We start from the raw sequence: 22,754 nt of genomic DNA, 5'->3' as shown, positions 1-22,754 counted from the left end.
ACAATCATGGCCGACCCCAAGGGCTTCCTGAAGATCACCGAGCGCGAACTCCCGAAGCACCGCCCGGTGGACATCCGGATCCAGGACTGGCGCGAGGTCTACGAGGACTTCGACCGAGGAACCGTCACCAAGCAGGCGTCCCGCTGCATGGACTGCGGCATCCCCTTCTGCCACAACGGCTGCCCCCTGGGCAACCTCATCCCCGAGTGGAACAGCCTCGTCCACTCCCACGACTGGGCCGAGGCGATCGAACGGCTCCACGCCACCAACAACTTCCCCGAATTCACCGGCCGGCTCTGCCCCGCACCCTGCGAATCCGCCTGTGTGCTCGGCATCAACCAGCCCGCCGTCACCATCAAGAACGTCGAGGTCTCCATCATCGACCGCGCCTGGGAGGAGGGCTGGGTCAAGCCCCTGCCCCCCGCCGTGCGCACCGGTAAGACCGTCGCCGTCGTCGGCTCCGGCCCCGCCGGACTCGCCGCCGCACAGCAGCTCACCCGCGCCGGCCACGACGTCACCGTCTACGAACGCGCCGACCGCATCGGCGGACTCCTCCGCTACGGCATCCCCGAGTTCAAGATGGAGAAGCGGCACATCGACCGCCGCATCGCCCAGATGACCGCCGAGGGCACCACCTTCCGCACCGGCGTCGACGTCGGCGTCGACATCACCGCCGAACAGCTGCGCGCCGACCACGACGCCGTCGTCCTCACCGGCGGCGCCACCGCCTGGCGCGACCTGCCCGTCCCCGGCCGCGAACTCAACGGCGTGCACCAGGCCATGGAGTACCTGCCCCAGGCCAACCGCGTCCAGTTCGGCGACTACGACCGCGCACCCATCAACGCCGAGGGCAAGCACGTCGTCGTCATCGGCGGCGGCGACACCGGCGCCGACTGCGTCGGCACCGCCCACCGGCAGGGGGCCGCCGGCGTCACCCAGCTCGAGATCATGCCCAAGCCGCCCGCCGAGCGCCCCGACTCCCAGCCCTGGCCCACCATGCCGATGCTGTACAAGGTCACCAGCGCCCACGAGGAGGGCGGCCGGCGCGTCTACTCCGTCAACACCCTGGAGTTCCTCGGCGACGAGCACGGCAACGTCCGCGCCCTCAAGCTCGTCGAGGTCCGGCGCACCGCCAACGGCTTCGAACCCGTCGAGGGCACCGAACGCGAGATCCCCGCCGATCTCGTCACCCTCGCCATGGGCTTCGTCGGCCCCCAGAAGGAGGGCCTGATCGACCAGCTCGGCGTCGAACTCGACGGACGCGGCAACGTCGTCCGCGACGCGGACTACCGCACCAGCGTCGAAGGCGTCTACTGCGCCGGCGACATGGGCCGCGGCCAGTCGCTGATCGTCTGGGCCATCGCCGAGGGCCGCTCCGCCGCCGCCGGAGTCGACCGCCACCTCACCAGCGGGCACAGCGACCTGCCCGTCGCCATCCCGCCCACCGCACGACCGCTGGTCTGACCGGGGGCCACCGCCCGACCCGGGACCGGCACCCGGCCCCGGACGCACAGGGGGCGCGCAGGGACACCCTGCGCGCCCCCGCGCGCGCCCGGCGCACCTCCGCACAGGCGCGTGCCCGCGGTGCGGTGCACGCCCGGGGGACGGCACGTGTCCAGGGAGGCGCACCTCCAGGGGGTGGCACCTGTCCGGGGGAGAGGCACGCCCATGGGGCGGGTACGTACCCGCGGGGTGGTGCACCTCCAAGGGAGGGCACGTGTCCGGAGGCGGCGCGCACTCGTCCGGGAGGTGCACGGCCGGGGGTGGAAGCGTGCCCGCGGTGCGGTGCACGCCCAAGGGACGCTGTGCGCTCCCGGGGCGGCGAGCACCCTGCGCCCGTCCGCCTGCGCGCACCGTGACGTTGCACACCGGTGACCCCGCCGTGTCGTCCCCCCGACCCGCCCCGAGAACACTGGAGGACACGGCCCCCGCCCCCGGCGCCACCACCCCCCGAGGGGAGCACCGACCATGGTCTACCGGATCATCGGCGACGCCGCCATGCTCTTCCACTTCACCTTCATCCTCTACATCGCCCTCGGCGGCTTCCTCGCCTGGAAGTGGCCCCGCACCCTCTGGGCCCACCTCGCCGTCGCTGTCTACGGCCTCTCCATCAGCATCTTCGCCTGGACCTGCCCCCTCACCTACGTCGAGAACTGGGGCCGCCGGAACGCCGGACAGGCCGGACTCACCGAGGAGGGCTTCATCGACCACTACCTCACCGGTGTCATCTACCCCGCCGACAGCCTCCGCGAGGTCCAGGTCGGCGTCGGCGTGGTCGTCGTCCTGTCCTGGATCGGCCTCGCCGTCCTCACCGCCCTGCGCCGCACCCGCCAGGCCACCCCCACCACCTGACCCGCCCCCAACACCCCGCCTACCATGGGGCCATGGCCCACCGGCTCCTCGCCGACACCGCCATGCTCCTCCACATGGTGTTCATCGCCTACGTCCTGCTCGGCGGACTCCCCGCCTGGAAGCGGCCCCGCGCCCTGTGGCCCCACCTCGCCGCCGCCCTCTACGCCCTCGGCATCACCCTCGTCGGCTGGGAATGCCCACTCACCCACGTCGAACGGTGGGCCCGCGACCAGGCCGGACAAGAAGGACTGCCCCCCACCGGCTTCATCGACCACTACCTCACCGGCGTCGTCTACCCGGAAGAACACCTCGGCACCGTCCGCCTCGCCGCCGCCGTCCTCATCCTCCTCACCTGGACCGTCCCCCTCACCCGCGCCCTGCGACACCGCCGAAGCGCACCCCGCGCACCCACGTAAAGAACACGGATGGATTGGCCGCGGGCACGCTTCCCCCGCCCGCCCCTCCGGGTACCGTTCCCACATGAGCGTTGTGACCTGGGACTCCTTCCGCGCCGCCGAACACTTCACCATGCGCACCGCCCGGCTCATCGACCGGCACCGCTTCGCCTACCACTTCCAGGCCGGCCCCACCGCGCCCATCCGCTCCGCACTGGCCGCCTACCGCAACATCGACGGCGGCTACGGCAACGCCCTCGACCCCGACCTGCGCGGACACGCCAGCCAACCCCTCGCCGCCGACACCGCCCTGCGCTACCTCGACGAACTCGGCCCCATCCCCCAGGACCTCGGCCAGGGCATCTGCCGCCACCTCGCCACCACCGCCTCACCCGACGGCGGCCTGCCCCCCGTCACCCCCGCCGTCCGCCACACCGAGGCCGCACCCTGGTGGCGCGAACACCCCCACACCCCCGACCTCGCCCTCACCGCCTCCGTCACCGGCCGCCTCCACAAGCACAACATCACCCACCCCTGGCGCGACCGCGCCACCGCCTACTGCTGGAAGCACATCGACGCCCTCCACTGGACCGACCCCCACGAGGCCGTCGGCATCTGCACCTTCCTCCAGCACGCCCCCGACCGCCCCCGCGCCCTCGCCACCGTCAACCGCCTCTCCACCATGATCCGCGCCGTCGTCCGCATCCAGCCCGACGGCGTCACCGTCCCCGAGGCCCGCACCGCCGCCGCCCCCCGCCACCACGTCCACACCCCCCTGGACCTGGCACCCGACCCCTCCTGCATCGCCCGGCCCATGTTCACCGACGCCGAGATCGACGCCAACCTCGACCACCTGGAGAAGACACAGCGCCCCGACGGCGGCTGGAACACCGACTGGGAGCACTGGGACACCACCGCCACCCTCGAACTCCAGGGCATCCGCACCATCCAGCGCCTGCGCATCCTCCGCGCCTACGGACGCCTCGAACCCGGCATCCCCGCACCCCGGCGCGACCGCTGACCCACCTCCGACACCCCGGCGACCGGACCCCGCGACCGGACCCCGTAACCGACCTCGCAGACGCCGCCGCGCCACCGCCACGACACCTCCGCGACGCCCCGTGAGCATCACCACGACCACCGCCGCGACACACTCGTGCACAGCCGCAATTCGTCTTCGCGCAGCCCGAGATACGTCCATTCGCAACCTGGTTTAGACCACTCCATCCCCCGAACGCTCTAAAGTGTTACCCGTGACACGTCGAGCAAAGATCGTCGCGACCCTCGGTCCCGCCACCTCGAGCCCGGAGATCCTCCGCAAGCTCGTCCACGCCGGACTGGACGTCGCCCGACTCAACCTCAGCCACGGAACCCACGACGACCACAGCGCCAACCTCGCGAACCTGCGAGCCGCCGCCGAGGAAGTCGGACGAGCGGTAGGCGTCCTCGCCGACCTCCAAGGCCCCAAGATCCGCGTCGGCACCTTCGCCGACGGACCCGTCGAACTCAACGTCGGTGACGAGTTCACCATCACCACCGACGACATCCCCGGAAACGCCGACCGCGTCTCCACCACCTACAAGGGGCTGCCCGGAGACGTCCGCCCCGGCGACCGCGTCCTCATCGACGACGGCCGCATCGTGCTGGAATGCACCAAGACCACCAGCACCGACGTCCACACCCGGGTCATCTACGGCGGCACCGTCTCCAACCACAAGGGACTCAACCTCCCCGGCGTCGCCGTCAGCGTCCCCGCCCTCACCGAGAAGGACGAGGAAGACCTGCGCTGGGCCCTGCGCAACGGCGTCGACATGGTCGCGCTGTCCTTCGTGCGCAGCCCCGCCGACGCCGAGGAGTGCCACCGCATCATGGACGAGGAGGGACTCACCGTCCCCCTCATCGCCAAGATCGAGAAGCCCCAGGCCGTCGAACGCCTCCAGGACATCATCGAGGTCTTCGACGCCGTCATGGTCGCCCGCGGCGACCTCGGCGTCGAACTCCCCCTCGAGAACGTCCCCATGGTGCAGAAGCGCGCCATCGAACGCTGCCGCGACAAGGCCAAACCCGTCATCGTCGCCACGCAGATGCTCGAATCGATGATCGGAGCACCCCGGCCCACCCGCGCCGAGACCTCCGACGTCGCCAACGCCGTCCTCGACGGCGCCGACGCCGTCATGCTCTCCGGAGAGACCAGCGTCGGCCGCTACCCCGTCGAGACCGTCGAGACCATGGCCCGCATCATCGGCGCCGCCGAACAGGAATCCCTGCGCGCCTCGCACATCCTCAACCGGGTGCCCGAGACCACCGGCGGGGCCATCGCCCGCGCCGCCGCGGAGATCGGCGCCACCATCGGCGCCAAGGCCCTGGTCGCCTTCACCATGTCCGGCGAGACCGCCCGACGCCTGGCGCGCTACCGCTCGCCCATCCCGCTGCTGGCGTTCACCACCGAGACCGCCACCCGCGGACGCCTCTCCCTGACCTGGGGCGTGGAGACCAACCTCGTCCCCTGGGTCGACAACACCGACGACATGGTGCGCCAGGTCGAGAGCGAACTGCTCCGCCTCGGCGACTACACCAAGGGGGACAAGGTCGTCATCGTGGCGGGCAGCCCGCCCGGAACCACCGGTTCCACCAACTCCCTGCGCGTCCACCGCCTCGGCGACACCGTCGCCCTGGACGGCAGCTGACGCGGAAACCGTCCGGTTACCGGTCCGGGGCGTATGAGCCGCGCCCGCGGACCGGGGCCGGACCCGGCGGCCGACACGGCCCGCCCGGGGCCCGGGGCCCGGCCGGCAAGGCCACCGAACCGAGAGGCCGACCGGTCCGCCCGCGGGGCCGGGAGGAGACCGAGAGACCGACCGGCCCGGCCGTAGGGCCGAAGGTCCGGCCGACACGGCCGCAGAGCCCGGGATCAGGTCGGACCGCCGATCCGGTCCGAGGCCCGGACCTCCAAGACCCGGACCACGGTCGAACAGGGAACCGACGCGGACCCGCGAGCCGGGCCCGAGCCCCGGCCGTGGCCCCGGCCCCGCGGGCCGCAGTCCGGCCTCCGAGCCCCCGGCCACGGTCCGAGCCGACCGCCGGAGGCCGCCCCGGAACCGGTCAGCGGTGGCTCTCCTGCTCCTGACCACCCGACTCCGGCAGCACCCGCTCCAGCGGCATGTCCCACGGCAGCAGGTTCCACGGACTGCGCGGATCCTCCGTCAGCAGCCCCAGCGCCGCCCACACCCGGTCCGTACCGCCGTGATCGCCCTCCACGCCCTTCTCCGGCCACAGCAGGTAGCCCGCGTGGAACGCCATCGACAACTGCTGCCACGACGAATAACGGCGCTGCAGGTCCGAGGCCACCCGCCGCAGCGTCGTCTGCGACTCCACCGGGCTCAGCCAGTCCAGGGTCGCGCCCCCGCACACCAGCCGGATCACGTGCACCGACTTCCACCACTGGTAGGCGCCGATGATCACCGTCTCGTCGCCCTCGGCCACGCCGGTCACCATCCGCAGCCGCTCCACCTGCTCCGGCGTCAGGCGCACCTGCTCGCCCGTGGAGTGGCCGCCCTGCTCGCGCGGCAGCCGCGAACGCGCCACCCCCGCCGCCAGGTCGACCACCATGTCCAGGCTGGGACCCCTGTGCAGCTCGTCCATCTGGCGCTCGACCGCCGCCAGCAGCGACTCCCGGTCCGTCACGCCCCACTGCCGCTCCAGCAGCCGCCGGTACTGGCGGCGCAGCGTCGGCCGCGCCACCACGTCCCAGGGCTCGGCCAGCGCCACCCGGAACGGGGCGGCCGCGGCGGCCGCCCACCGCTCGGTGCTCAGGGGTGCGTCGGCGTCCCTGGTGCGCAGCGCGGGCGACTCGCGCGACCCCAGCACCAGTTCCACGAAGGAGCCCGCCGCCAGTGCCACCGCGGGCAGGAACGCCCAGCCCGGGGCCACCGCGACCAGGGCGGCGACGAGCAGCGCGAGCGGGGTCAGCAGCCACGGGCGGCGCCGGCCGGACCCCCAGGCCACGACGACCCAGGCTCCGATCACCAGTGCGCCGAACACCCCGGCCACCACGGTCAGCACCCGCTGCTCCTCTCCCGAGAACTCGCCTCCGATTCTCAAGGATCATCGAATCCGACCGGCGGCGGGAACCGAACTCACGGGTTGTACTCAGGTTGTGGCCGTGATGTGACCGGTTAGACCCGCCTTGCCCGGCCATGAAGTGACAAAAGGCCCTTTTTATGCCGAACCGGCCGGGTAGTTACAGGGGTTCCGCCCGGCCAGAACCGCCCACCCGGAACAGCAGGGGGCAAACCTCTACGGGGTGGGAGAGGGAGGGCGGGGGCGGCGGGCCCGGCCCCTGGGGAGGGAACCGGGCGGGCGCGTGCGGGGCGGGCGTCAGCTCTTGGGGCCGACGAACTCGTCGAGGCGGGCGACGGCGTCCTTCTGGGCGATCGACACGACCATGATGTCCTGGTGCGGAGGGCGGGGCTTCGTCTGGCACTTCCAGGGGATGCCGAGGCGGTCCAGCGAGGCTGTGAACAGGTCGGCGATGTCCTTGGAGACGTTGGTGAAGAAGTACCGCGGGTACTCGTAGTACTTCCACTCGCCTTTGACCATCTTGCGCACCTTGTTGACGACCCGGCAGCCGTCTGAGTGGATGAGGCCTCGGAGGAACCGTTCGGGTTCTGCGTTCACGATCTCCTGCTGCCAAGGCTCCAAGGCGATCCTGCGCGTGTGTTTCATACCCTTCCCATGCTGGGGGAAGATGCAGCGCCAGTGCTTGGATGTCGCCTTGACCTCGGTGCATCCCTTGCGCTGGACGCGGAACACCTTGACCGGGAAGACCTGAGCGATGGCCTGTTCGCACTCGTCTATCAAGCCGGGCCAGGTGTCACAGCAGAAGATCCCGAGGTAGTCGACCCCGTTGCGGATCCAGCCGATGTAGCCGTCACCGAGGTAGAGGCCGAGCAGGTAGGCATAGGCCTGCGGATCCAGGTGCCCGCCACCGCACGTAGGACAGTAGTCGACGCGTTCCGCATGACGTGCTTCGGATGCGGGGGAGCGGCGGCTGCCGTACCGCCAGTGACGGACCGCTTGGATGGAGACGCCGCAGGCGTTGGCGACGGCCTGGTCGCTGTGTCCCTGGGAGTGGAGTCGGAGGGCTTTGTCGACGATGTCACGTGAGTACATGCTGTGAAGGCTTGCTCACGCCTGCGACAAAACGAGGAGGTCGTCCCAGGTCAGAGGCATTATGTCTGGAAAGTCGAAAACCGCCCCGTGGGCGGCTTTCGTCTGCTTGTACCCCGGGTGGGATTCGAACCCACACTGTATGGTGTTTGAGACCATTGTCTGCTGCCAATTGGACTACCGGGGCTTTTTTTGTCGCAAACCGGACATCGGGGCTTGCGGTTGTGAGTGTCCGATCCGGTGGCGGTCGGCCAACGTTGGTGTCACGATTGGCCGGCATTGCCGGTCCCGACGGTCAGCATCCTAGCCGATCTCGGTAACCTCATGTACGTGACGAGGACGCAGAGCCGCGTGGTGATCGCGGAAGATGAGGCCCTGATCCGCCTGGACCTCAAGGAGATGCTCGAAGAGGACGGCTACGCCGTCGTCGGCGAGGCCGGAGACGGGGAGACCGCCATCCGGCTCGCTCGCGAGCTCAAACCGGACCTGGTGATCACCGATATCAAGATGCCCGTGCTCGACGGCCTCTCCGCCGCCGAGCGGATCGCCGGGGAGCGGATCGCCCCCGTGGTGATCCTGACGGCGTTCTCCCAGCGCGAACTGGTGGAGCGGGCCCGCGACGCGGGTGCCATGGCCTACCTGGTCAAGCCGTTCAGCAAGGCCGACCTGGTGCCCGCCATCGAGATGGCGACCTCCCGGTACGCCGAGCTGGCGGCGCTGGAGGCCGAGGTCGGCAGCCTCCAGGAGCGCCTGGAGACCCGCAAGCTGGTGGAGCAGGCCAAGGGCCTGCTCCAGAGCAGGCACGGCATGAGCGAGCCCGAGGCGTTCCGCTGGATCCAGAAGAACTCCATGGACCGCCGCCTGACCATGCGCAAGGTGGCCGAGACGGTCGTGGAGACGCTCGGAGGCAAGCAGGCCTAACGAACCCCTCGCAGGCGGACTGAACAGGGGCCGCACCCGTCCGGGTGCGGCCCCTTCGTCTTGTCCGGGAGGTGCCGGAGGCATGTGGGAAATGTGCAGATCGATCACTCAGCGCGTGGGAAACGAGACAGGTGTCCAGCGTCAAGGGGGTCCCTGTGACGGTTGGGTCTCGTTTGTGCACGATGGGGTGACGTTTGGGTCACGTGGTTTAAGCGAAGCTGAATGACCAGGCTAAACCGGGCTAAACTCACCGCACCGAACAGCAATGGACAACGGTGTCGAATGCGCGCATGCGGCACCGTTACCCTCAGATGCGCAAGGAGCGCGCGTGCGCACACGCCTCGTGACCGTGCTGCTCGCCCTGATCACCGCACTCCTGGTGATCCCCGGGCCGGCGGCGACGGCGGACGAACAGGGCGGTGAAGCGCTGCAGGGTCAGATCCGCAACCCGGACGACCGGGATCAGGGTGTCGAAGGCATCAGGATCCAGGTGTTCGATGGTGAGGACGAGATCGGGGCAGCCGAAACCGACTCTGATGGAAATTGGGAAGTGGAGCTGCCCGGACCGGGCACCTACCGCGTCGTGGTGGACCAGGAGTCCGTCCCCGCAGAGTTCGCCGTACGAGAGACGGCCATCCTCGTCGACGGCGAGACCGAGGTGGAGGTCGAGGCGGACGATCGGCGTCCCCTGATCGTCGCCCTGGAGTCGGCCGGCGGGGGAGATGAGCCGTCGGGGACGCAGTCGCCGAGCGACGCCGACTCCGAGACTCCGGCGGACGGCGATGCCGCGGCGGAGGAGGGCGACGTCGCCCCCTCGACCGGCGGGTCCTTCGGGAACCGGGTCATCCAGCTGACGGCCGCGGGTCTCCTCTTCGGCCTGGTGATCGCGATCTCCGCGATCGGCCTGTCGCTGATCTTCGGTTCGACGAAGATGATCAACTTCGCGCACGGTGACATGGTCACCTTCGGTGCGATGGTCGCGCTGGTGTTCAGCAGCGGTGCGGCGGGGATGGGCAACTCACTGCTCGCGGTGTTCGCGGGTCTGGGGGGTGCGGTCCTCATCGGCGCGCTGCTGGAGACGAGGCTGTCGCGTACGGCGATGATCGTCGCCCAGTGGTCGTCGATCGTGGCGGGCATCGCGCTGGCGACGGTGCTGGGTGTGCTGGGCGACTCGGTGGGCTGGAAGGTTCCGCTGTGGATCGCGGCGGGGATCGCCGTGGTGATGGGTGCGGTGCTGGGCGCCTCCATGGAGCGGTACATCTGGCGTCCCCTGCGTCGCCGCCACGTGGCGCTGATCCAGATGTTCATCGTGTCGATCGGCCTGGCGCTGATCCTGCGGCACGTGATCCTGGTGCTGTTCGGTGCGGACCGCAGCCGTTACGCGGGTTTCCAGATCCAGGAGGTGGTGCGCCTGGGGCCGATCGCGATGCCCCCGCGCGACCTGGTGATCATGGGTGTGGCGGTGCTGGTGCTGGTCGCGGTGGCGTGCCTGCTGCAGTTCACGCGGATCGGCAAGGCGATGCGCGCCGTCTCGGACAACCGGGACCTGGCGGAGTCGTCCGGTATCGACGTGGACCGGGTGACGCTGTACGTGTGGGGCCTGGGCGGCGGTCTGGCCGCTCTGGGCGGTGTGCTCTACGGCCTCAACCAGGTGGTGCAGTACGAGATGGGCTTCCGTCTGCTGCTGCTGATGTTCGCCGCGGTGATCCTGGGCGGTCTGGGCACGGCCTACGGTGCGATGGTCGGCGGTATCGCCGTCGGCCTGGTGGCGATGCTGTCCACCCTGTGGTTCCCGTCGCAGCTGATGCAGGCGTGGGCGCTGGCGTTGATGATCCTCATGCTGCTGGTCAGGCCCCAGGGTCTGCTCGGGCGTGCTGAGCGGGTCGGCTAGGGGAGAAGACGATGGACATCCTTTCTATCCTGGTCGAGTCGGTCCGGTCGGCCTTCGGCCCGATCGCGGCGATCTACGCCCTTGCGGCGATCGGTCTGAACCTGCACTTCGGGTACACGGGTCTGCTGAACTTCGGCCAGGTCGGCTTCATGCTGGTGGGCGCGTACGGCGTCGGTATCAGTGTGGCGGTGTTCGAGCTGCCGTTGCTGGTGGGTTTCGGTGTCGGTCTGCTGAGCGCGCTGGTGCTGGCGCTGCTGCTGGGCATCCCGACGCTGCGGTTGCGGGCGGACTACCTGTCGATCACGACGATCGCCGCCGCGGAAGTGGTGCGGTTGGTGTACCGGGCGGGGTTCGCGGAGCCGCTGACCGGTGGTGTGTACGGTCTGCAGAACCTGGCGGGCGACTTCCGGGCGCTGAACCCGTTCGAGCCGGGTACGCGGTACGGCTTCGGTGATCTGACGTACACGGGTACGCACCTGTGGACGATGGTGGTGACCTGGTCGCTGGTGCTGCTGATGGCGGGTCTGACGTGGCTGCTGATCCACAGCCCGTGGGGCCGTGTGATCAAGGGCATCCGTGAGGACGAGGACGCGGTCCGCAGCCTGGGCAAGAACGTGTTCGCGTACAAGATGCAGATCCTGGTGCTGGGCGGTCTGATCGGTGCGCTGGCGGGCTGCATGATGGCGGTGCACCAGGCGTCGATCGCGCCGGACCAGTTCAAGCCGCAGGTGACGTTCTTCCTGTGGGCGATCCTGCTGCTGGGCGGCGCGGGCCGGGTGTTCGGTCCGGTGCTGGGCGCGATGGCGTTCTGGTTCCTGATGAACTTCACCGACGGTCTGCTGAAGTACGTCGGTCGCGATCTGGGGCTGCTGCCCTTCTTCGACGGGCCGGACTACGGTGCGCTGCAGCTGGCGTTCGCGGGTCTGCTGCTGGTGGTGCTGATCGTGTTCCGTCCGCAGGGCCTGATCGGGGACCGCAAGGAGATGCTGATCAATGTCAAGTGACGAGACGGTGGTCGACCGGATGGTGGGCACCGAGACGGTGCCCGGTTCGAAGAAGGCCGATCCGATCCTGGTGGTCGACGGTGTGCGGCGTTCGTTCGGCGGTCTGACCGCGGTGGACGTGGAGCACCTGGAGGTGCAGCGCGGGACGATCACGGCGTTGATCGGTCCGAACGGTGCGGGCAAGTCGACCCTGTTCAACCTGCTGACCGGTTTCGACCGGGTGGACCAGGGGACGTGGTCGTTCCAGGGGCAGCGGATCAGCGGCAAGCGGGGCCACCAGGTGGCCCGGGCCGGGATGGTGCGCACGTTCCAGTTGACGAAGGCGCTGACGCGCCTGTCGGTGCTGGACAACATGCTGCTGGGAGCGAAGGGCCAGACCGGTGAGCGGATGGCGGGTGCGTTCGCGCGTCCGCTGTGGAAGCGCCAGGAGCAGGCGAACACCGAGCGTGCGCTGGAGCTGCTGGAGCGTTTCAAGCTGATCGCCAAGCGTGATGACATGGCGGGTTCGCTGTCGGGCGGGCAGCGCAAGCTGCTGGAGATGGCCCGTGCGCTGATGACGGACCCGGACATGATCATGCTGGACGAGCCGATGGCGGGTGTGAACCCGGCGCTGGTGCAGTCGCTGCTGGGCCACATCACGTCGTTGCGCGACGAGGGCAAGACGGTGCTGTTCGTCGAGCACGACATGGACGTGATCATGGGCATCAGCGACTGGATCGTGGTGCTCGCCCAGGGGCAGGTCATCGCCGAGGGGCGTCCTGCGGACATCCGCTCCAACCAGCAGGTCATCGATGCCTATCTGGGTTCCCGTGAGGAGGACTGACCATGAGTGAGAACGGGGACCTGAAGCCGGCTCCGGAGGAGATCCCGGAGGCGGCGGAGGAGGCCTTGGTCGCGCAGGAGCACCGTGAGGAGCTGCTGGAGCACGCGGGCGAGGTCGTGTCGGAGGTGGGTCCGCCCGAGGACTACCTGGTGCTGGCCAAGGATCTGGTGGCCGGGTACGTGCCGGGGGTGAACATCCTCAACGGGTGCACGCTGACGCTGACCGAGGGCGAGGTCGTGGCGATCATCGGTCCGAACGGGGCCGGGAAGTCGACGCTGATCAAGACGATCTTCGGGCTGATCCCGGTGCGTGAGGGCGGGTTGACGCTGCGGGGTACGAGCATCGCGGGTCTGCCGGCGCACAGCCTGGTGGAGCGGGGTGTGGGTTACGTCCCGCAGACGCAGAACGTGTTCCCGTCGCTGACGATCGAGGAGAACCTCCAGATGGGGGCGTATCTGAGGCCGAAGGCGTTCACGGAGCGGTTCGGGTTCGTGTCGGAGCTGTTCCCGTTGCTGGGGGAGCGGCGCAAGGCGAAGGCGGGTTCGCTGTCGGGCGGTGAGCGCCAGATGGTGGCGATGGGCCGGGCCCTGATGATGGATCCGTCGGTGCTGCTGCTGGACGAGCCGACGGCGGGGTTGTCGCCGTTGTACCAGGAGGAGGTCTTCCAACGGGTGAAGCAGGTCAACGAGGCGGGTGTCTCGGTGATCATGGTGGAGCAGAACGCTCGCCGGTGCCTGCAGATCTGTGACCGCGGGTACGTGCTGGACCAGGGGCGCAACGCTTACACGGGGTCGGGTGCGGATCTGTTGAACGACCCGAATGTGATCGAGTTGTATCTGGGGACGCTGGGTCGGGATTGACCTGGGTGTTCTCGGGAGGGGGCGGGGCCTTTGGGTCCCGCCCCTTTTTGGTGGGGTGGGTTTGGTGGGGTGGGGGAGGGCGGGTGGGTGCGGGTTACGGCGTCTGTGGTCGGTGTTACAAGCGGGGTCGGACAAGCCCGTCCGTTTGCGGGCGGACCCTTCCTCCGTGGACATGTGTGGCCGGGCGGGGCAGGCCTCGCGCGCACCCGCCCCGTAAGCCCCCACCACCCTGCCCGCCCGTCGAACGCCCAGGTCCGGTGGTCTGCCGGGCGCCGACTGCGGCGGGGCGGGCCCGCGCTCCGCGGTCTGTGCCTTTCCAGGCGGCTGGGCTTTTGGAGACCAACGCTTGCTGTCGGGAGCGACCACAGACCGCCCTTTCCAGGTGGTGCACGTTTTGGAGACCTCCAAGTCCGCCTACCCCCCTGGGGTACGGGCCGAGGTTCTTCCCCGCTTTCACCCCCTGGGGCGGGGCTCCCGGTTCCCTCTCTCTCACCCTCTGGGGGTGGGGTGGGAAACCCGCCCGCGGCTTTCACCCCCGGGGTGGGGGTCCCGGTTTCCTTCTTCCCCAAGCCCCTGGGGGCGGGGCGGGAAACCCACCCGTGGCTTCACCCCCTGGGGTGGGGCTGGGCGATGTCATCCGGTTGGGGTTCCGGGGGGAGGGGACGGCGAAGCGCCCCGGGACGGGGTCCCGGGGCGCTTCGGGTGGTGATCGGTGGGGCCGATCGGGTGGTTACTCGTTGACCGAGTACTCCTCGAAGCCGAGGGTCTCGTATCCGTCGTCTCCGAAGTGGAAGATCTGGAAGGTCGCGGAGGTCGGGTCGCCGTTGTCATCGAAGTCGATGTTGCCGCTGACGCCCTGGTAGTTGATCTCCTCGCCGTCCGCGAGCAGGTCGCGGCACTCGGCGAAGGTGGAGCACTCGGTGCCGTCCGGGGCGCTGACGTTGGGCAGCTCGGCGACGTAGTCGGCCGGGGTGACGCTGCCGGCGGCCTCGGCGGCCAGGGCGATCACGGTGACGCAGTCGAAGACCTGCGGGCCGAACTGGAAGGTCTCCAGGTCCGGGGCGAACTCGGCGAGGCCGTCGTTGAAGGCCTCGTTGTCGGCGCCGGGCGCGACACCGGTGATGCCGTTGACGCTCTCGGGGTCGCTCTCGTTGACGGTGGTGCCCAGCTCGGGGCTGTTGAGGCCGTCGGTGATGTAGAGCTGGTCGCCCTCGGCGCCGGTCTCCAGCAGCTCGGCGATGACCTGGGCGCCCTCCTCGAAGGAGATGAGCGCGATGGCGTCGGGCTCGGCGTCGTTCACGCCGCTGACCACGGAGGAGAAGGTGGTGGTGTCGGGGTCGTAGGTCTCGTTGGCCACGACCTCGGCGCCCAGGGCCTCGAGCTCGTCCTGGAGGCCGCCGGCGTAGCCCGCCCCGTAGTCGTCGGCGCGGGCGACGATGGCGACGCTCTGGTGGCCGTCCTCGACGATCTTGCGGGCCATGACGGGGCCGGAGAGCAGGTCGCTGGGAGCGGTGCGGAAGTAGTAGCCGCCGTCGTCGATGTTGGTCAGGTCGGGGGCGGTGTTGGACCCCGAGCACTGGACGATCTGCGAGCCGGTGATGGTGTCGTAGGACGCCTGGGTCATGCTGGAGGCGGCGGCGCCGATGACGGCGTGGACGCCGTCGGAGACGAGCGAGTTGGCGGCCTCGTTGGCCTGGGCCGCGTCGCCGGCCTCGTCGCCCTCGACGAGGTCGGGGACCTCGGTGCCGAGGATGCCGCCCGCGGCGTTGATCTCGGAGATGGCGTACTCGGCGCCGGAGAGCTGGGGCGGGCCGAGGAAGGCGAGGCTGCCGGTCTGCGGGTAGAGGATGCCGAACTGGAAGGCTTCGCCGCCGCCCTCGCCGCCGCCACCGTTCCCTTCGCCGCCGCTGTCGCCACACGCGGTGAGCCCCAGTACCAGGGCCGCGGTTGCGGCAGTGAGGCCTAGGACCTTCTTGCTTGCCATGATGTGGTCACTCCGTTCAACCGGCGAGCACGGACTGCGTGGTGCAGCCGTGCCGGATGGTGCTCTTGCGCCCTGATGCCCGCGATGTGTGGCATGACTTAATCGGGGGCGTTAGCGGAGCTTAATCACGGAAGTTCGTCGTTCGAAAGCGGGAAATGCGCGTTGGTGCCGACTCGCCGTCATGCTGTTATGGCTCTGTAGTCATCTGGGGCATCGGGGGCGTTTGACCTGGACGGTCGTCCCGGTTCGGTGGCCGTGGGGTGACAAAGTGTCGCGGTCGTGGATGTGAGGGGGCCCGACCGTCGAGGTCCGGCGGTCGGGCCGTGGTGGTGTCACAGGGTGACTTCACAGGGTTGTGAAGGGGGCCTGTTTCCGGTTGTCCGTCAATGGACGAAGTATTCGTTCCGTTTCTGCTCAGCTGGCGGGTAGTTCGCGCAGCATGCAGGTGAGGCGGGAGGTGCAGACCTTGCGGTCCTGGTCGTCGGTGATGGTGATGTCCCAGGTGGCCAGGGTGCGGCCGAGGTGCACGGGGGTGGCGACGCCGGTGACGTGGCCGTCGGTGGCCGAGCGGTGGTGGGTGGCGTTGATCTCGATGCCGACCGCGACGCGGCCGTAGCGGTGGGCGTGGATGGTCGCGCCGATGGAGCCCAGGGATTCGGCCAGGACGCAGGAGGCGCCGCCGTGCAGCAGGCCGAAGGGCTGGGTGTTGCCCTTGACGGGCATGCGGCCGACGACGCGTTCGGCGGAGGCCTCGGTGATCTCGATGCCCATGCGCTCGCTCAGGCCGCCGGTGAGGGCGCCGCTGTCAAGGAGGTCGCGCAGGCCCTCGGGGTCCGTCGTCATGGTGTTCCGCCTCTCGGGTCTTTCGTGCTCGCGTGGCCGCGAAGTGTCCGCGTCGCATCCTAGGATTCATCTGTGGTGACCAATCGTGAGACCCCCGAGACATCGCAGGCCGGCGGGCGCCCCCGCCTTCTCCTCCTGGACGGCCACTCGATGGCCTTCCGCGCGTTCTTCGCGCTGCCGGCGGAGAAGTTCGGCACCAGCACCGGACAGTCGACCAACGCCGTGTACGGCTTCGCGTCGATGCTGGTGAAGCTGCTCAGAGACGAGGAACCCACCCATGTCGCGGTGGCGTGGGACCTGTCGGGCCCGACGTTCCGGCACGAGGAGTACGCCGAGTACAAGGACGGGCGGTCGGAGACGCCGCCGGAGTTCCCCTCCCAGGTGCCGCTCACCCAGGAGCTGATGCGGCTCATCGGGGTGGCCAACCTGTCGGCGCCGGGCTTCGAGGCCGACGACGTCATCGCGACGCTGGCGCGGCTGGGCGGGGAGGCGGGCGCGGAGGTGCTCATCGCCTCCGGTGACCGGGACGCGTTCCAGCTGGTCACCGAGTCGTGCACGGTGCTGTACCCGGGTAAGAGCCTGTCGGACCTGCGCCGGATGGACCCGGCCGCGGTCGAGGAGAAGTACGGGGTGACGCCGCCGCGGTACCGCGACCTGGCGGCGCTGGTGGGGGAGAAGGCCGACAACCTGCCGGGTGTACCGGGGGTGGGGCCCAAGACGGCGGCCAAGTGGATCGTCAAGTACGGGTCGCTGGACGGTCTGGTCGAGCACATCGACGAGATCGGCGGCAAGGCCGGGCAGAACCTGCGCGACCACCTGGACGACGTGCTGCGCAACCAGCGGCTCAACCTGCTGGCCACCGACGTGGACCTGGGGGTGGGTCTGGACGACCTGCTGCTGGGCCGGGCGGACCGGGCGGGGGTGGACGCCCTGTTCGACAACCTGGAGTTCGCCTCCAGCCTGCGCGAGCGCCTGTACGCGGTGGTGAACCTGGAGGAGGGCGCGGGTGCCGCGGTCCCGGCGGGCGAGGCGGTCGAGGTCGACCTGACGGTGGCCGGGACAGGGGAGCTGGCGGCCTGGCTGACCGAGCACGCGTCCGCCGACGACGTGACCGCGGCGGCTCCGGCCGGGCTGGCCCTGGACGGCGTGTGGGGCGCCGGGACGGGGCGGGTGGACGGGCTGTCCGTCGCCGTGGCCTCGGGTGCGGCGGTGTCGGTGGACCCGTCGCTGCTGGACGCCGCCGACACCGAGGCGCTGGCGGCGTTCCTGGCCGACCCGGAGCGGCCGGTGGCGGTGCACGAGTACAAGGGGGCGCTGCTGGCGCTGGGCGCCCACGGCTGGGATCTGGGCGGGGTGGTGAGCGACACCGCGCTGGCCGCGTACCTGGTGCAGCCGGGACAGCGCCGTTTCGACCTGGTGGACCTGTGCCGCAAGTACCTGGGGCGGGAGCTGGAGGAGGCCTCCGGCGACCAGCTGGCGCTGGACCTGGACGGCGGGGAGGGCGTCTCGGGCCGCTGGCACGCGCTGGCGGTGCGGGCGGCGGCCACCCGGGACCTGGCGGCCGTGCTGGCGGCGGAGGTGGACAAGCGGGGCGGGACGCACCTGCTGAGCGGGGTGGAGCTGCCGCTGGTGCCGGTGCTGGCGCGGATGGAGCGGGCCGGGATCGGGGCCGACCGCGCCTACCTGGAGGAGCTGCAGGGGGAGTTCGCCTCGGCGGCGCGGGCGGCGGTGGAGCGGGCGCACGAGATCGTGGGCCGGGAGTTCAACCTGGGTTCGCCCAAGCAGCTGCAGCAGGTGCTCTTCGAGGACCTGGGGTTGCCCAGGACGAAGAAGATCAAGACGGGGTACACCACCGACGCGGACGCGTTGACGTGGCTGGCGGCCCAGTCCGACAACGAGCTGCCGGGGGTGCTGCTGCACCACCGCGACCAGACCAAGCTGCGCACCACGGTCGAGGGGCTCATCAAGACGGTCGCCGACGACGGGCGCATCCACACCACGTTCAACCAGACGGTGGCGGCGACCGGGCGGTTGAGCTCCACCGACCCGAACCTGCAGAACATCCCGGTGCGCACCGACGTGGGTCGGCGTATCCGGCGGGCGTTCGTGGTGGGGGAGGGGTACCAGGAGCTGCTCACCGCGGACTACAGCCAGATCGAGCTGCGGATCATGGCGCACCTGTCGCAGGAGAAGGCGCTGATCGACGCGTTCAACAGCGGTTACGACTTCCACGCGCAGATGGCCGCGCAGGTGTTCGGCCGGGAGGTGGAGGAGGTCACCGGCGAGGACCGGTCGCGGATCAAGGCCATGAGCTACGGGCTGGCGTACGGGTTGAGCGCCTACGGGCTGTCGCAGCAGCTGGGTATCACCCCGGAGGAGGCGAAGAAGCTCATGGAGGACTACTTCGCGGAGTTCGGCGGTGTGCGCGACTACCTGAACGCGGTGGTGGAGGAGGCCCGCAAGGTGGGCTACACCGAGACGATCCTGGGCCGGCGCCGGTACCTGCCGGACCTGACCAGCGACAACCGGCAGCGGCGTGAGATGGCCGAGCGGATGGCGCTGAACGCGCCGATCCAGGGGTCGGCGGCCGACATCATCAAGGTGGCGATGCTGCAGGTGGACTCGGCGCTGGCCGAGGGCGGGTTCGCGTCCCGGGTGCTGCTGCAGGTGCACGACGAGCTGGTGGTGGAGGTGGCGCCGGGTGAGCGGGAGCCGGTGGAAAACCTCGTGCGCCACGAGATGAGCACCGCCTATGATCTGCGTGTTCCGCTGGCCGTGTCGGTCGGCGGCGGACGCAGCTGGCACGACGCCGCGCACTAGCGGCGGAGCGGGGAGGGTGACATGAACGCGGGTGCCGCCGAGGACGGCGGTCTGGTCGTGGGCGGGGTCACCGTCCCCGCCGACGCCCTGGTGTGGCGGTTCTCCCGCTCGTCGGGGCCGGGCGGGCAGCACGTCAACACCTCCGACACCCGGGTGTCGCTGTCGTTGGACGTCGCGGGGTGCGCGGCGCTGGGGCGGACCCGGCGGGAGCGGGCCCTGGAGCGGCTGGCGGGGCGGCTGGTGGGCGGGGTGCTGACGGTGTCGGTGCAGACGCACCGGTCCCAGGTCCGCAACCGGGCGGAGGCGCGGGAGCGGATGGCCGCCCTGCTGGCGGAGGCCACGGCGCCGCCGCCGCGTGAGCGCCGGGCGACGCGGCCGGGCCGGGCGGCCCGGCAGCGCCGGCTGGACGCGAAGAAGCGGCGCGGGGACATCAAACGGTCACGTTCTCGGCCGACCTCGGACTGACCGGAACCGGTGCGGGTGGTGTTCGGTGATGCGGTGTGACCGTTCCCGCACGGATCGCACCGGTCGGTCCCGGGGGGTGGGCGGGCCCGTCGTACGGGGGAGTTCCCCCAGTTCACGGGTACCGATATCATGCAGTTGATCTTCCTTGTGCACTCGGGTACATTGCCGCCATTGCGATCTTCGCCGGGTTGGCGTTCGAGGGTTCCGATTGACCAGGACGCCCTTGTCTCATATGCTGGCCGGAGCGTTGTGGGTCCGTGCGCCGTCTGATGTCTCCCGCCAGGGGGGCCGAGGGGCGGCACCACCTAGGTCCACGCTTCTGGACCCGGCGGTCGGTCGCTGCGGAAGGCTCCTTTCCGCGGTGGCACCGTTCCTCTCCTTAAGGACGATGGATCGGCGGGCTCGGATCTGCGGCGTGCCCATCTTCTGAATCTGTCCGTATCCGGAGTCCACCCACAAATGACGAGCAGCACCGAGGCCACCTCGACACCCCAGGTAGCGGTCAACGACATCGGGTCCGAGGAAGCCTTCCTCGCGGCGATCGACGAGACCATCAAGTACTTCAACGACGGTGACATTGTCGAGGGCACCATCGTGAAGGTCGATCGAGACGAGGTCTTGCTCGACATCGGCTACAAGACCGAGGGTGTGATCCCTTCCCGGGAACTCTCGATCAAGCACGACGTCGACCCCGGTGAGGTCGTCGCCGTCGGCGACCAGGTCGAGGCCCTGGTCCTCCAGAAGGAGGACAAGGAAGGCCGTCTGATCCTGTCCAAGAAGCGCGCCCAGTACGAGCGCGCCTGGGGCACGATCGAGAAGATCAAGGAGGAGGACGGCGTCGTCACCGGCACCGTCATCGAGGTCGTCAAGGGTGGTCTCATCCTCGACATCGGCCTGCGCGGCTTCCTGCCCGCCTCCCTGGTCGAGATGCGCCGCGTCCGCGACCTGCAGCCGTACGTCGGCCGCGAGCTCGAGGCCAAGATCATCGAGCTGGACAAGAACCGCAACAACGTGGTCCTGTCCCGCCGTGCCTGGCTCGAGCAGACCCAGTCGGAGGTCCGCCAGACCTTCCTCAACACCCTCCAGAAGGGCCAGATCCGCAAGGGTGTGGTCTCCTCGATCGTCAACTTCGGTGCGTTCGTGGACCTGGGCGGCGTCGACGGCCTGGTGCACGTCTCCGAGCTGTCCTGGAAGCACATCGACCACCCGAGCGAGGTCGTCGAGGTGGGCCAGGAGGTCACCGTCGAGGTCCTGGACGTCGACATGGAGCGCGAGCGCGTCTCCCTGTCGCTGAAGGCGACCCAGGAGGACCCGTGGCAGCAGTTCGCCCGGACCCACCAGATCGGTCAGGTCGTCCCGGGTAAGGTCACCAAGCTCGTCCCGTTCGGCGCGTTCGTCCGCGTCGAGGAGGGCATCGAGGGTCTGGTCCACATCTCCGAGCTGGCCGAGCGCCACGTCGAGGTGCCGGAGCAGGTCGTCCAGGTCGGCACCGAGATCTTCGTGAAGATCATCGACATCGACCTCGACCGCCGCCGCATCAGCCTCTCGCTGAAGCAGGCCAACGAGAGCGTCTCCCCGGACCAGGTGGACTTCGACCCCACCCTGTACGGCATGGCCGCCGAGTACGACGAGCAGGGCAACTACAAGTACCCCGAGGGCTTCGACGCCGACACCGGCGAGTGGCTCGAGGGTTACGAGGCCCAGCGCGACGAGTGGGAGCGCAGCTACGCCGAGGCCCAGGCCCGGTTCGAGGCGCACCGCAAGCAGGTCGAGGAGGCCCGCGCGGCCGAGGCCGAGGCGGCCAACGCCCCGGCCGAGGCCGAGGAAGAGGACTACACCGGCGGGGCCCAGAGCTCCGGCGCCGGTGCGGAGTCCTCCTCCAGCGGCGCCCTGGCCTCCGACGAGGCCCTGGCCGCCCTGCGCGAGAAGCTCGCCGGCGGCGAGGCCTGACCGGCTCGGTGAGCCGCTAGGCCGGTCCCGTTCGCGGGATCCGACAGTCCGACGAAGGGCCGTCCCCACCAGGGGGCGGCCCTTCGCCGTGTCCGGGGCCGGAGGGCGGGGCCGCGGGTGGCGGCGATGACCGGCAGGTCCCGCAACGGGGCTCCCTGCGGAAGTGGCGCGGTCGGCCCCTGGACGCCACGCCCGACACCATGCCGTGCCGCGGCCGATCGGACTAGTCTCGTGCCGTGGCGCTCCGGCGGGCGGGGCGTGTGAGGAGACGGCGTGTTCGAGATCCACCCGGCCACCTCCGCCGACGCGGGGGAGATCCACACCCTGCAGCGGGCGGCGTTCGTCGACGAGGCCCAGGCCTACGGTGACCCGTTCATCCTGCCGCTGACCGAGACCCTGGAGCGGGTGGAGCGGCTGCTGGCCGACCCCGCGTCCCTGGTGCTCAAGGCCGTCGAGGGGCACCGGATCATCGGTGCGGTGCGCGCGCAGGTCACCGGTACCACCGGGGTGGTGGGCCGGCTTGCGGTGGCCCCGGACCGGCGGCGGCGCGGGGTGGCGGCCGCGCTGCTGGGGCGGGTGGAGGAGGAACTGCGGGACCGGCGGCCCGACCTGGCGGCGCTGACCCTGTTCACCGGGGCGCAGAGCGCACAGAACCAGCTCCTGTACCGGCGTGCGGGGTACGCGGTGACCCACCGGGAGCGGGTCGCCGACCACCTGGTGATGGTGCACATGCGCAAGGAGCTGGCGGCGGTCGCCCCCGGCTGAGGAGACGCGTCCCCGCCCGGTCGCGGCCGGGAACCGGCAGGGGAACGCGAGCGCCAAGGCCGGTGGGGCGACGAAGAACCCGGGCGCGACCCACGACGCGCCCACCCCCCCACGGCGTGTACCGCTCCCAGGCCGGTGGGGCGATGATGCGGCCCGCCGGGGAGGACCCCGCAGGCCCCGCAGCGACCGCCCCCGGTGCGGCGCCGACGCACCCCCGGCAGCGCACACTGGCCCAGACGAGGAGCTCAGGGGAGAGGGCCGGCGCCACTCCCGCGGCGGAGCCCGGCGGTGCGGCCCGGGTGCGCCGAGTGCCGCCTTCCCCTCCTCGGGTGGAGCTGCGGACGGGCCCGTACCGTGCGGGCCCCGCGGGGCGCGGCGGGTTCCATCACGGGATGCGCGCCATCCGCGGGTGGAGCCTGCGCGGGCGCTCGTCGCGCTCGACCGGGAGAGAGCACACCGGTCGGGGCGGTGAGGACGGCCCGGCGGGCTCGGAGGGCCGCGCGGGCGAGGGG

At 70.2% G+C, this 22,754-nt stretch carries 18 protein-coding genes and 1 tRNA gene; 14 read left to right on the top strand and 5 right to left on the bottom strand.

Going from position 1 to position 22,754, the window contains the following annotated elements:
* Window positions 1-6: 6 nt before the first annotated feature.
* From ACSUPR_RS07155 to pyk, 5 genes are all read left to right on the top strand, one after another.
* On the top strand, window positions 7-1,464 hold the full coding sequence (locus ACSUPR_RS07155; RefSeq protein WP_436890338.1) for a glutamate synthase subunit beta: 1,458 nt from the start codon (window positions 7-9) through the stop codon (window positions 1,462-1,464).
* Between the two features lie 504 nt (window positions 1,465-1,968).
* Entirely contained in the window at window positions 1,969-2,352 is a 384-nt protein-coding gene (locus ACSUPR_RS07150; RefSeq protein ID WP_436890337.1) for a DUF2784 domain-containing protein, read from the top strand.
* Between the two features lie 32 nt (window positions 2,353-2,384).
* Window positions 2,385-2,768 (top strand): DUF2784 domain-containing protein, encoded by a 384-nt coding sequence (locus ACSUPR_RS07145; RefSeq protein WP_436890336.1) that lies wholly within the window; start codon window positions 2,385-2,387, stop codon window positions 2,766-2,768.
* 73 nt (window positions 2,769-2,841) lie between these two features.
* Window positions 2,842-3,768, top strand: a complete 927-nt coding sequence (locus ACSUPR_RS07140; RefSeq protein WP_436891902.1) for a prenyltransferase — start codon at window positions 2,842-2,844, stop codon at window positions 3,766-3,768.
* Between the two features lie 232 nt (window positions 3,769-4,000).
* A complete protein-coding gene (gene pyk, locus ACSUPR_RS07135; RefSeq protein WP_436890335.1) occupies window positions 4,001-5,434 on the top strand; it encodes a pyruvate kinase in 1,434 nt (477 codons plus the stop codon).
* A 415-nt stretch (window positions 5,435-5,849) separates the two neighbouring features.
* On the opposite strand, the gene ACSUPR_RS07130 is transcribed toward pyk, so the two are convergent.
* The 3 genes from ACSUPR_RS07130 to ACSUPR_RS07120 all read right to left on the bottom strand — a co-directional run bounded on the left by ACSUPR_RS07130 (window position 5,850) and on the right by ACSUPR_RS07120 (window position 8,103).
* Window positions 5,850-6,809 (bottom strand): DUF1266 domain-containing protein, encoded by a 960-nt coding sequence (locus ACSUPR_RS07130; RefSeq protein WP_436891901.1) that lies wholly within the window; start codon window positions 6,807-6,809, stop codon window positions 5,850-5,852.
* A gap of 315 nt (window positions 6,810-7,124) precedes the next feature.
* Window positions 7,125-7,919: a transcriptional regulator gene (locus tag ACSUPR_RS07125; protein WP_436890334.1), complete on the bottom strand. Its 795-nt coding sequence runs from the start codon at window positions 7,917-7,919 to the stop codon at window positions 7,125-7,127.
* 109 nt (window positions 7,920-8,028) lie between these two features.
* Window positions 8,029-8,103: transfer RNA gene (locus tag ACSUPR_RS07120), tRNA-Leu, on the bottom strand.
* Between the two features lie 164 nt (window positions 8,104-8,267).
* Here ACSUPR_RS07120 and ACSUPR_RS07115 point away from each other — a divergent pair.
* The 5 genes from ACSUPR_RS07115 to ACSUPR_RS07095 all read left to right on the top strand — a co-directional run bounded on the left by ACSUPR_RS07115 (window position 8,268) and on the right by ACSUPR_RS07095 (window position 13,415).
* Window positions 8,268-8,837, top strand: coding sequence for an ANTAR domain-containing response regulator (locus ACSUPR_RS07115; protein WP_436891900.1), 570 nt, complete (start codon window positions 8,268-8,270; stop codon window positions 8,835-8,837).
* A 328-nt stretch (window positions 8,838-9,165) separates the two neighbouring features.
* Window positions 9,166-10,728, top strand: coding sequence for an ABC transporter permease subunit (locus ACSUPR_RS07110; protein WP_436890333.1), 1,563 nt, complete (start codon window positions 9,166-9,168; stop codon window positions 10,726-10,728).
* Window positions 10,729-10,739: 11 nt separating this feature from the next.
* Window positions 10,740-11,732: a branched-chain amino acid ABC transporter permease gene (locus ACSUPR_RS07105; RefSeq protein ID WP_436890332.1), complete on the top strand. Its 993-nt coding sequence runs from the start codon at window positions 10,740-10,742 to the stop codon at window positions 11,730-11,732.
* Window positions 11,722-12,555 carry an ABC transporter ATP-binding protein gene (locus ACSUPR_RS07100; protein WP_436890331.1) on the top strand — a complete coding sequence of 278 codons (834 nt, stop codon included), beginning with the start codon at window positions 11,722-11,724 and terminating at the stop codon, window positions 12,553-12,555. The genes ACSUPR_RS07105 and ACSUPR_RS07100 overlap by 11 nt, the downstream gene beginning before the upstream one ends.
* Before the next feature lie 2 nt (window positions 12,556-12,557).
* Window positions 12,558-13,415, top strand: a complete 858-nt coding sequence (locus tag ACSUPR_RS07095; RefSeq protein WP_436890330.1) for an ABC transporter ATP-binding protein — start codon at window positions 12,558-12,560, stop codon at window positions 13,413-13,415.
* Window positions 13,416-14,145: 730 nt separating this feature from the next.
* Here ACSUPR_RS07095 and ACSUPR_RS07090 read toward each other — a convergent pair.
* Window positions 14,146-15,399 (bottom strand): ABC transporter substrate-binding protein, encoded by a 1,254-nt coding sequence (locus tag ACSUPR_RS07090; protein ID WP_436890329.1) that lies wholly within the window; start codon window positions 15,397-15,399, stop codon window positions 14,146-14,148.
* Window positions 15,400-15,813: 414 nt separating this feature from the next.
* Window positions 15,814-16,242 (bottom strand): PaaI family thioesterase, encoded by a 429-nt coding sequence (locus tag ACSUPR_RS07085; RefSeq protein ID WP_436890328.1) that lies wholly within the window; start codon window positions 16,240-16,242, stop codon window positions 15,814-15,816.
* 72 nt (window positions 16,243-16,314) lie between these two features.
* On the opposite strand from ACSUPR_RS07085, the gene polA reads away from it, so the two are divergent.
* From polA to ACSUPR_RS07065, 4 genes are all read left to right on the top strand, one after another.
* Window positions 16,315-19,062, top strand: coding sequence for a DNA polymerase I (polA, locus tag ACSUPR_RS07080; protein WP_436890327.1), 2,748 nt, complete (start codon window positions 16,315-16,317; stop codon window positions 19,060-19,062).
* 21 nt (window positions 19,063-19,083) lie between these two features.
* Entirely contained in the window at window positions 19,084-19,527 is a 444-nt protein-coding gene (arfB, locus tag ACSUPR_RS07075; RefSeq protein ID WP_436890326.1) for an alternative ribosome rescue aminoacyl-tRNA hydrolase ArfB, read from the top strand.
* A gap of 459 nt (window positions 19,528-19,986) precedes the next feature.
* Window positions 19,987-21,477, top strand: a complete 1,491-nt coding sequence (gene rpsA, locus ACSUPR_RS07070; protein ID WP_436890325.1) for a 30S ribosomal protein S1 — start codon at window positions 19,987-19,989, stop codon at window positions 21,475-21,477.
* A 273-nt stretch (window positions 21,478-21,750) separates the two neighbouring features.
* Window positions 21,751-22,242: a GNAT family N-acetyltransferase gene (locus ACSUPR_RS07065; protein WP_436890324.1), complete on the top strand. Its 492-nt coding sequence runs from the start codon at window positions 21,751-21,753 to the stop codon at window positions 22,240-22,242.
* The last annotated feature ends 512 nt before the right edge of the window (window positions 22,243-22,754 follow it).

The sequence above is a fragment of the Nocardiopsis dassonvillei genome (assembly GCF_964273065.1).
GTDB lineage: Bacteria > Actinomycetota > Actinomycetes > Streptosporangiales > Streptosporangiaceae > Nocardiopsis > Nocardiopsis dassonvillei_B.
The sequence above is the reverse complement of the archived record's forward strand: the minus strand, read 5'-3'. Positions and strand labels throughout refer to the sequence as shown.

Excerpts from the sequence above, each read along its gene's own strand:
- ACSUPR_RS07085 (WP_436890328.1), bottom strand. The coding sequence starts at position 16,242 with ATGACGACGGACCCCGAGGGCCTGCGCGACCTCCTTGACAGCGGCGCC.
- ACSUPR_RS07145 (WP_436890336.1), top strand. The coding sequence starts at position 2,385 with ATGGCCCACCGGCTCCTCGCCGACACCGCCATGCTCCTCCACATGGTG.
- ACSUPR_RS07155 (WP_436890338.1), top strand. The coding sequence starts at position 7 with ATGGCCGACCCCAAGGGCTTCCTGAAGATCACCGAGCGCGAACTCCCG.
- ACSUPR_RS07125 (WP_436890334.1), bottom strand. The coding sequence starts at position 7,919 with ATGTACTCACGTGACATCGTCGACAAAGCCCTCCGACTCCACTCCCAG.
- arfB (WP_436890326.1), top strand. The coding sequence starts at position 19,084 with ATGAACGCGGGTGCCGCCGAGGACGGCGGTCTGGTCGTGGGCGGGGTC.
- ACSUPR_RS07090 (WP_436890329.1), bottom strand. The coding sequence starts at position 15,399 with ATGGCAAGCAAGAAGGTCCTAGGCCTCACTGCCGCAACCGCGGCCCTG.
- ACSUPR_RS07150 (WP_436890337.1), top strand. The coding sequence starts at position 1,969 with ATGGTCTACCGGATCATCGGCGACGCCGCCATGCTCTTCCACTTCACC.
- rpsA (WP_436890325.1), top strand. The coding sequence starts at position 19,987 with ATGACGAGCAGCACCGAGGCCACCTCGACACCCCAGGTAGCGGTCAAC.
- ACSUPR_RS07105 (WP_436890332.1), top strand. The coding sequence starts at position 10,740 with ATGGACATCCTTTCTATCCTGGTCGAGTCGGTCCGGTCGGCCTTCGGC.
- ACSUPR_RS07100 (WP_436890331.1), top strand. The coding sequence starts at position 11,722 with ATGTCAAGTGACGAGACGGTGGTCGACCGGATGGTGGGCACCGAGACG.
- ACSUPR_RS07095 (WP_436890330.1), top strand. The coding sequence starts at position 12,558 with ATGAGTGAGAACGGGGACCTGAAGCCGGCTCCGGAGGAGATCCCGGAG.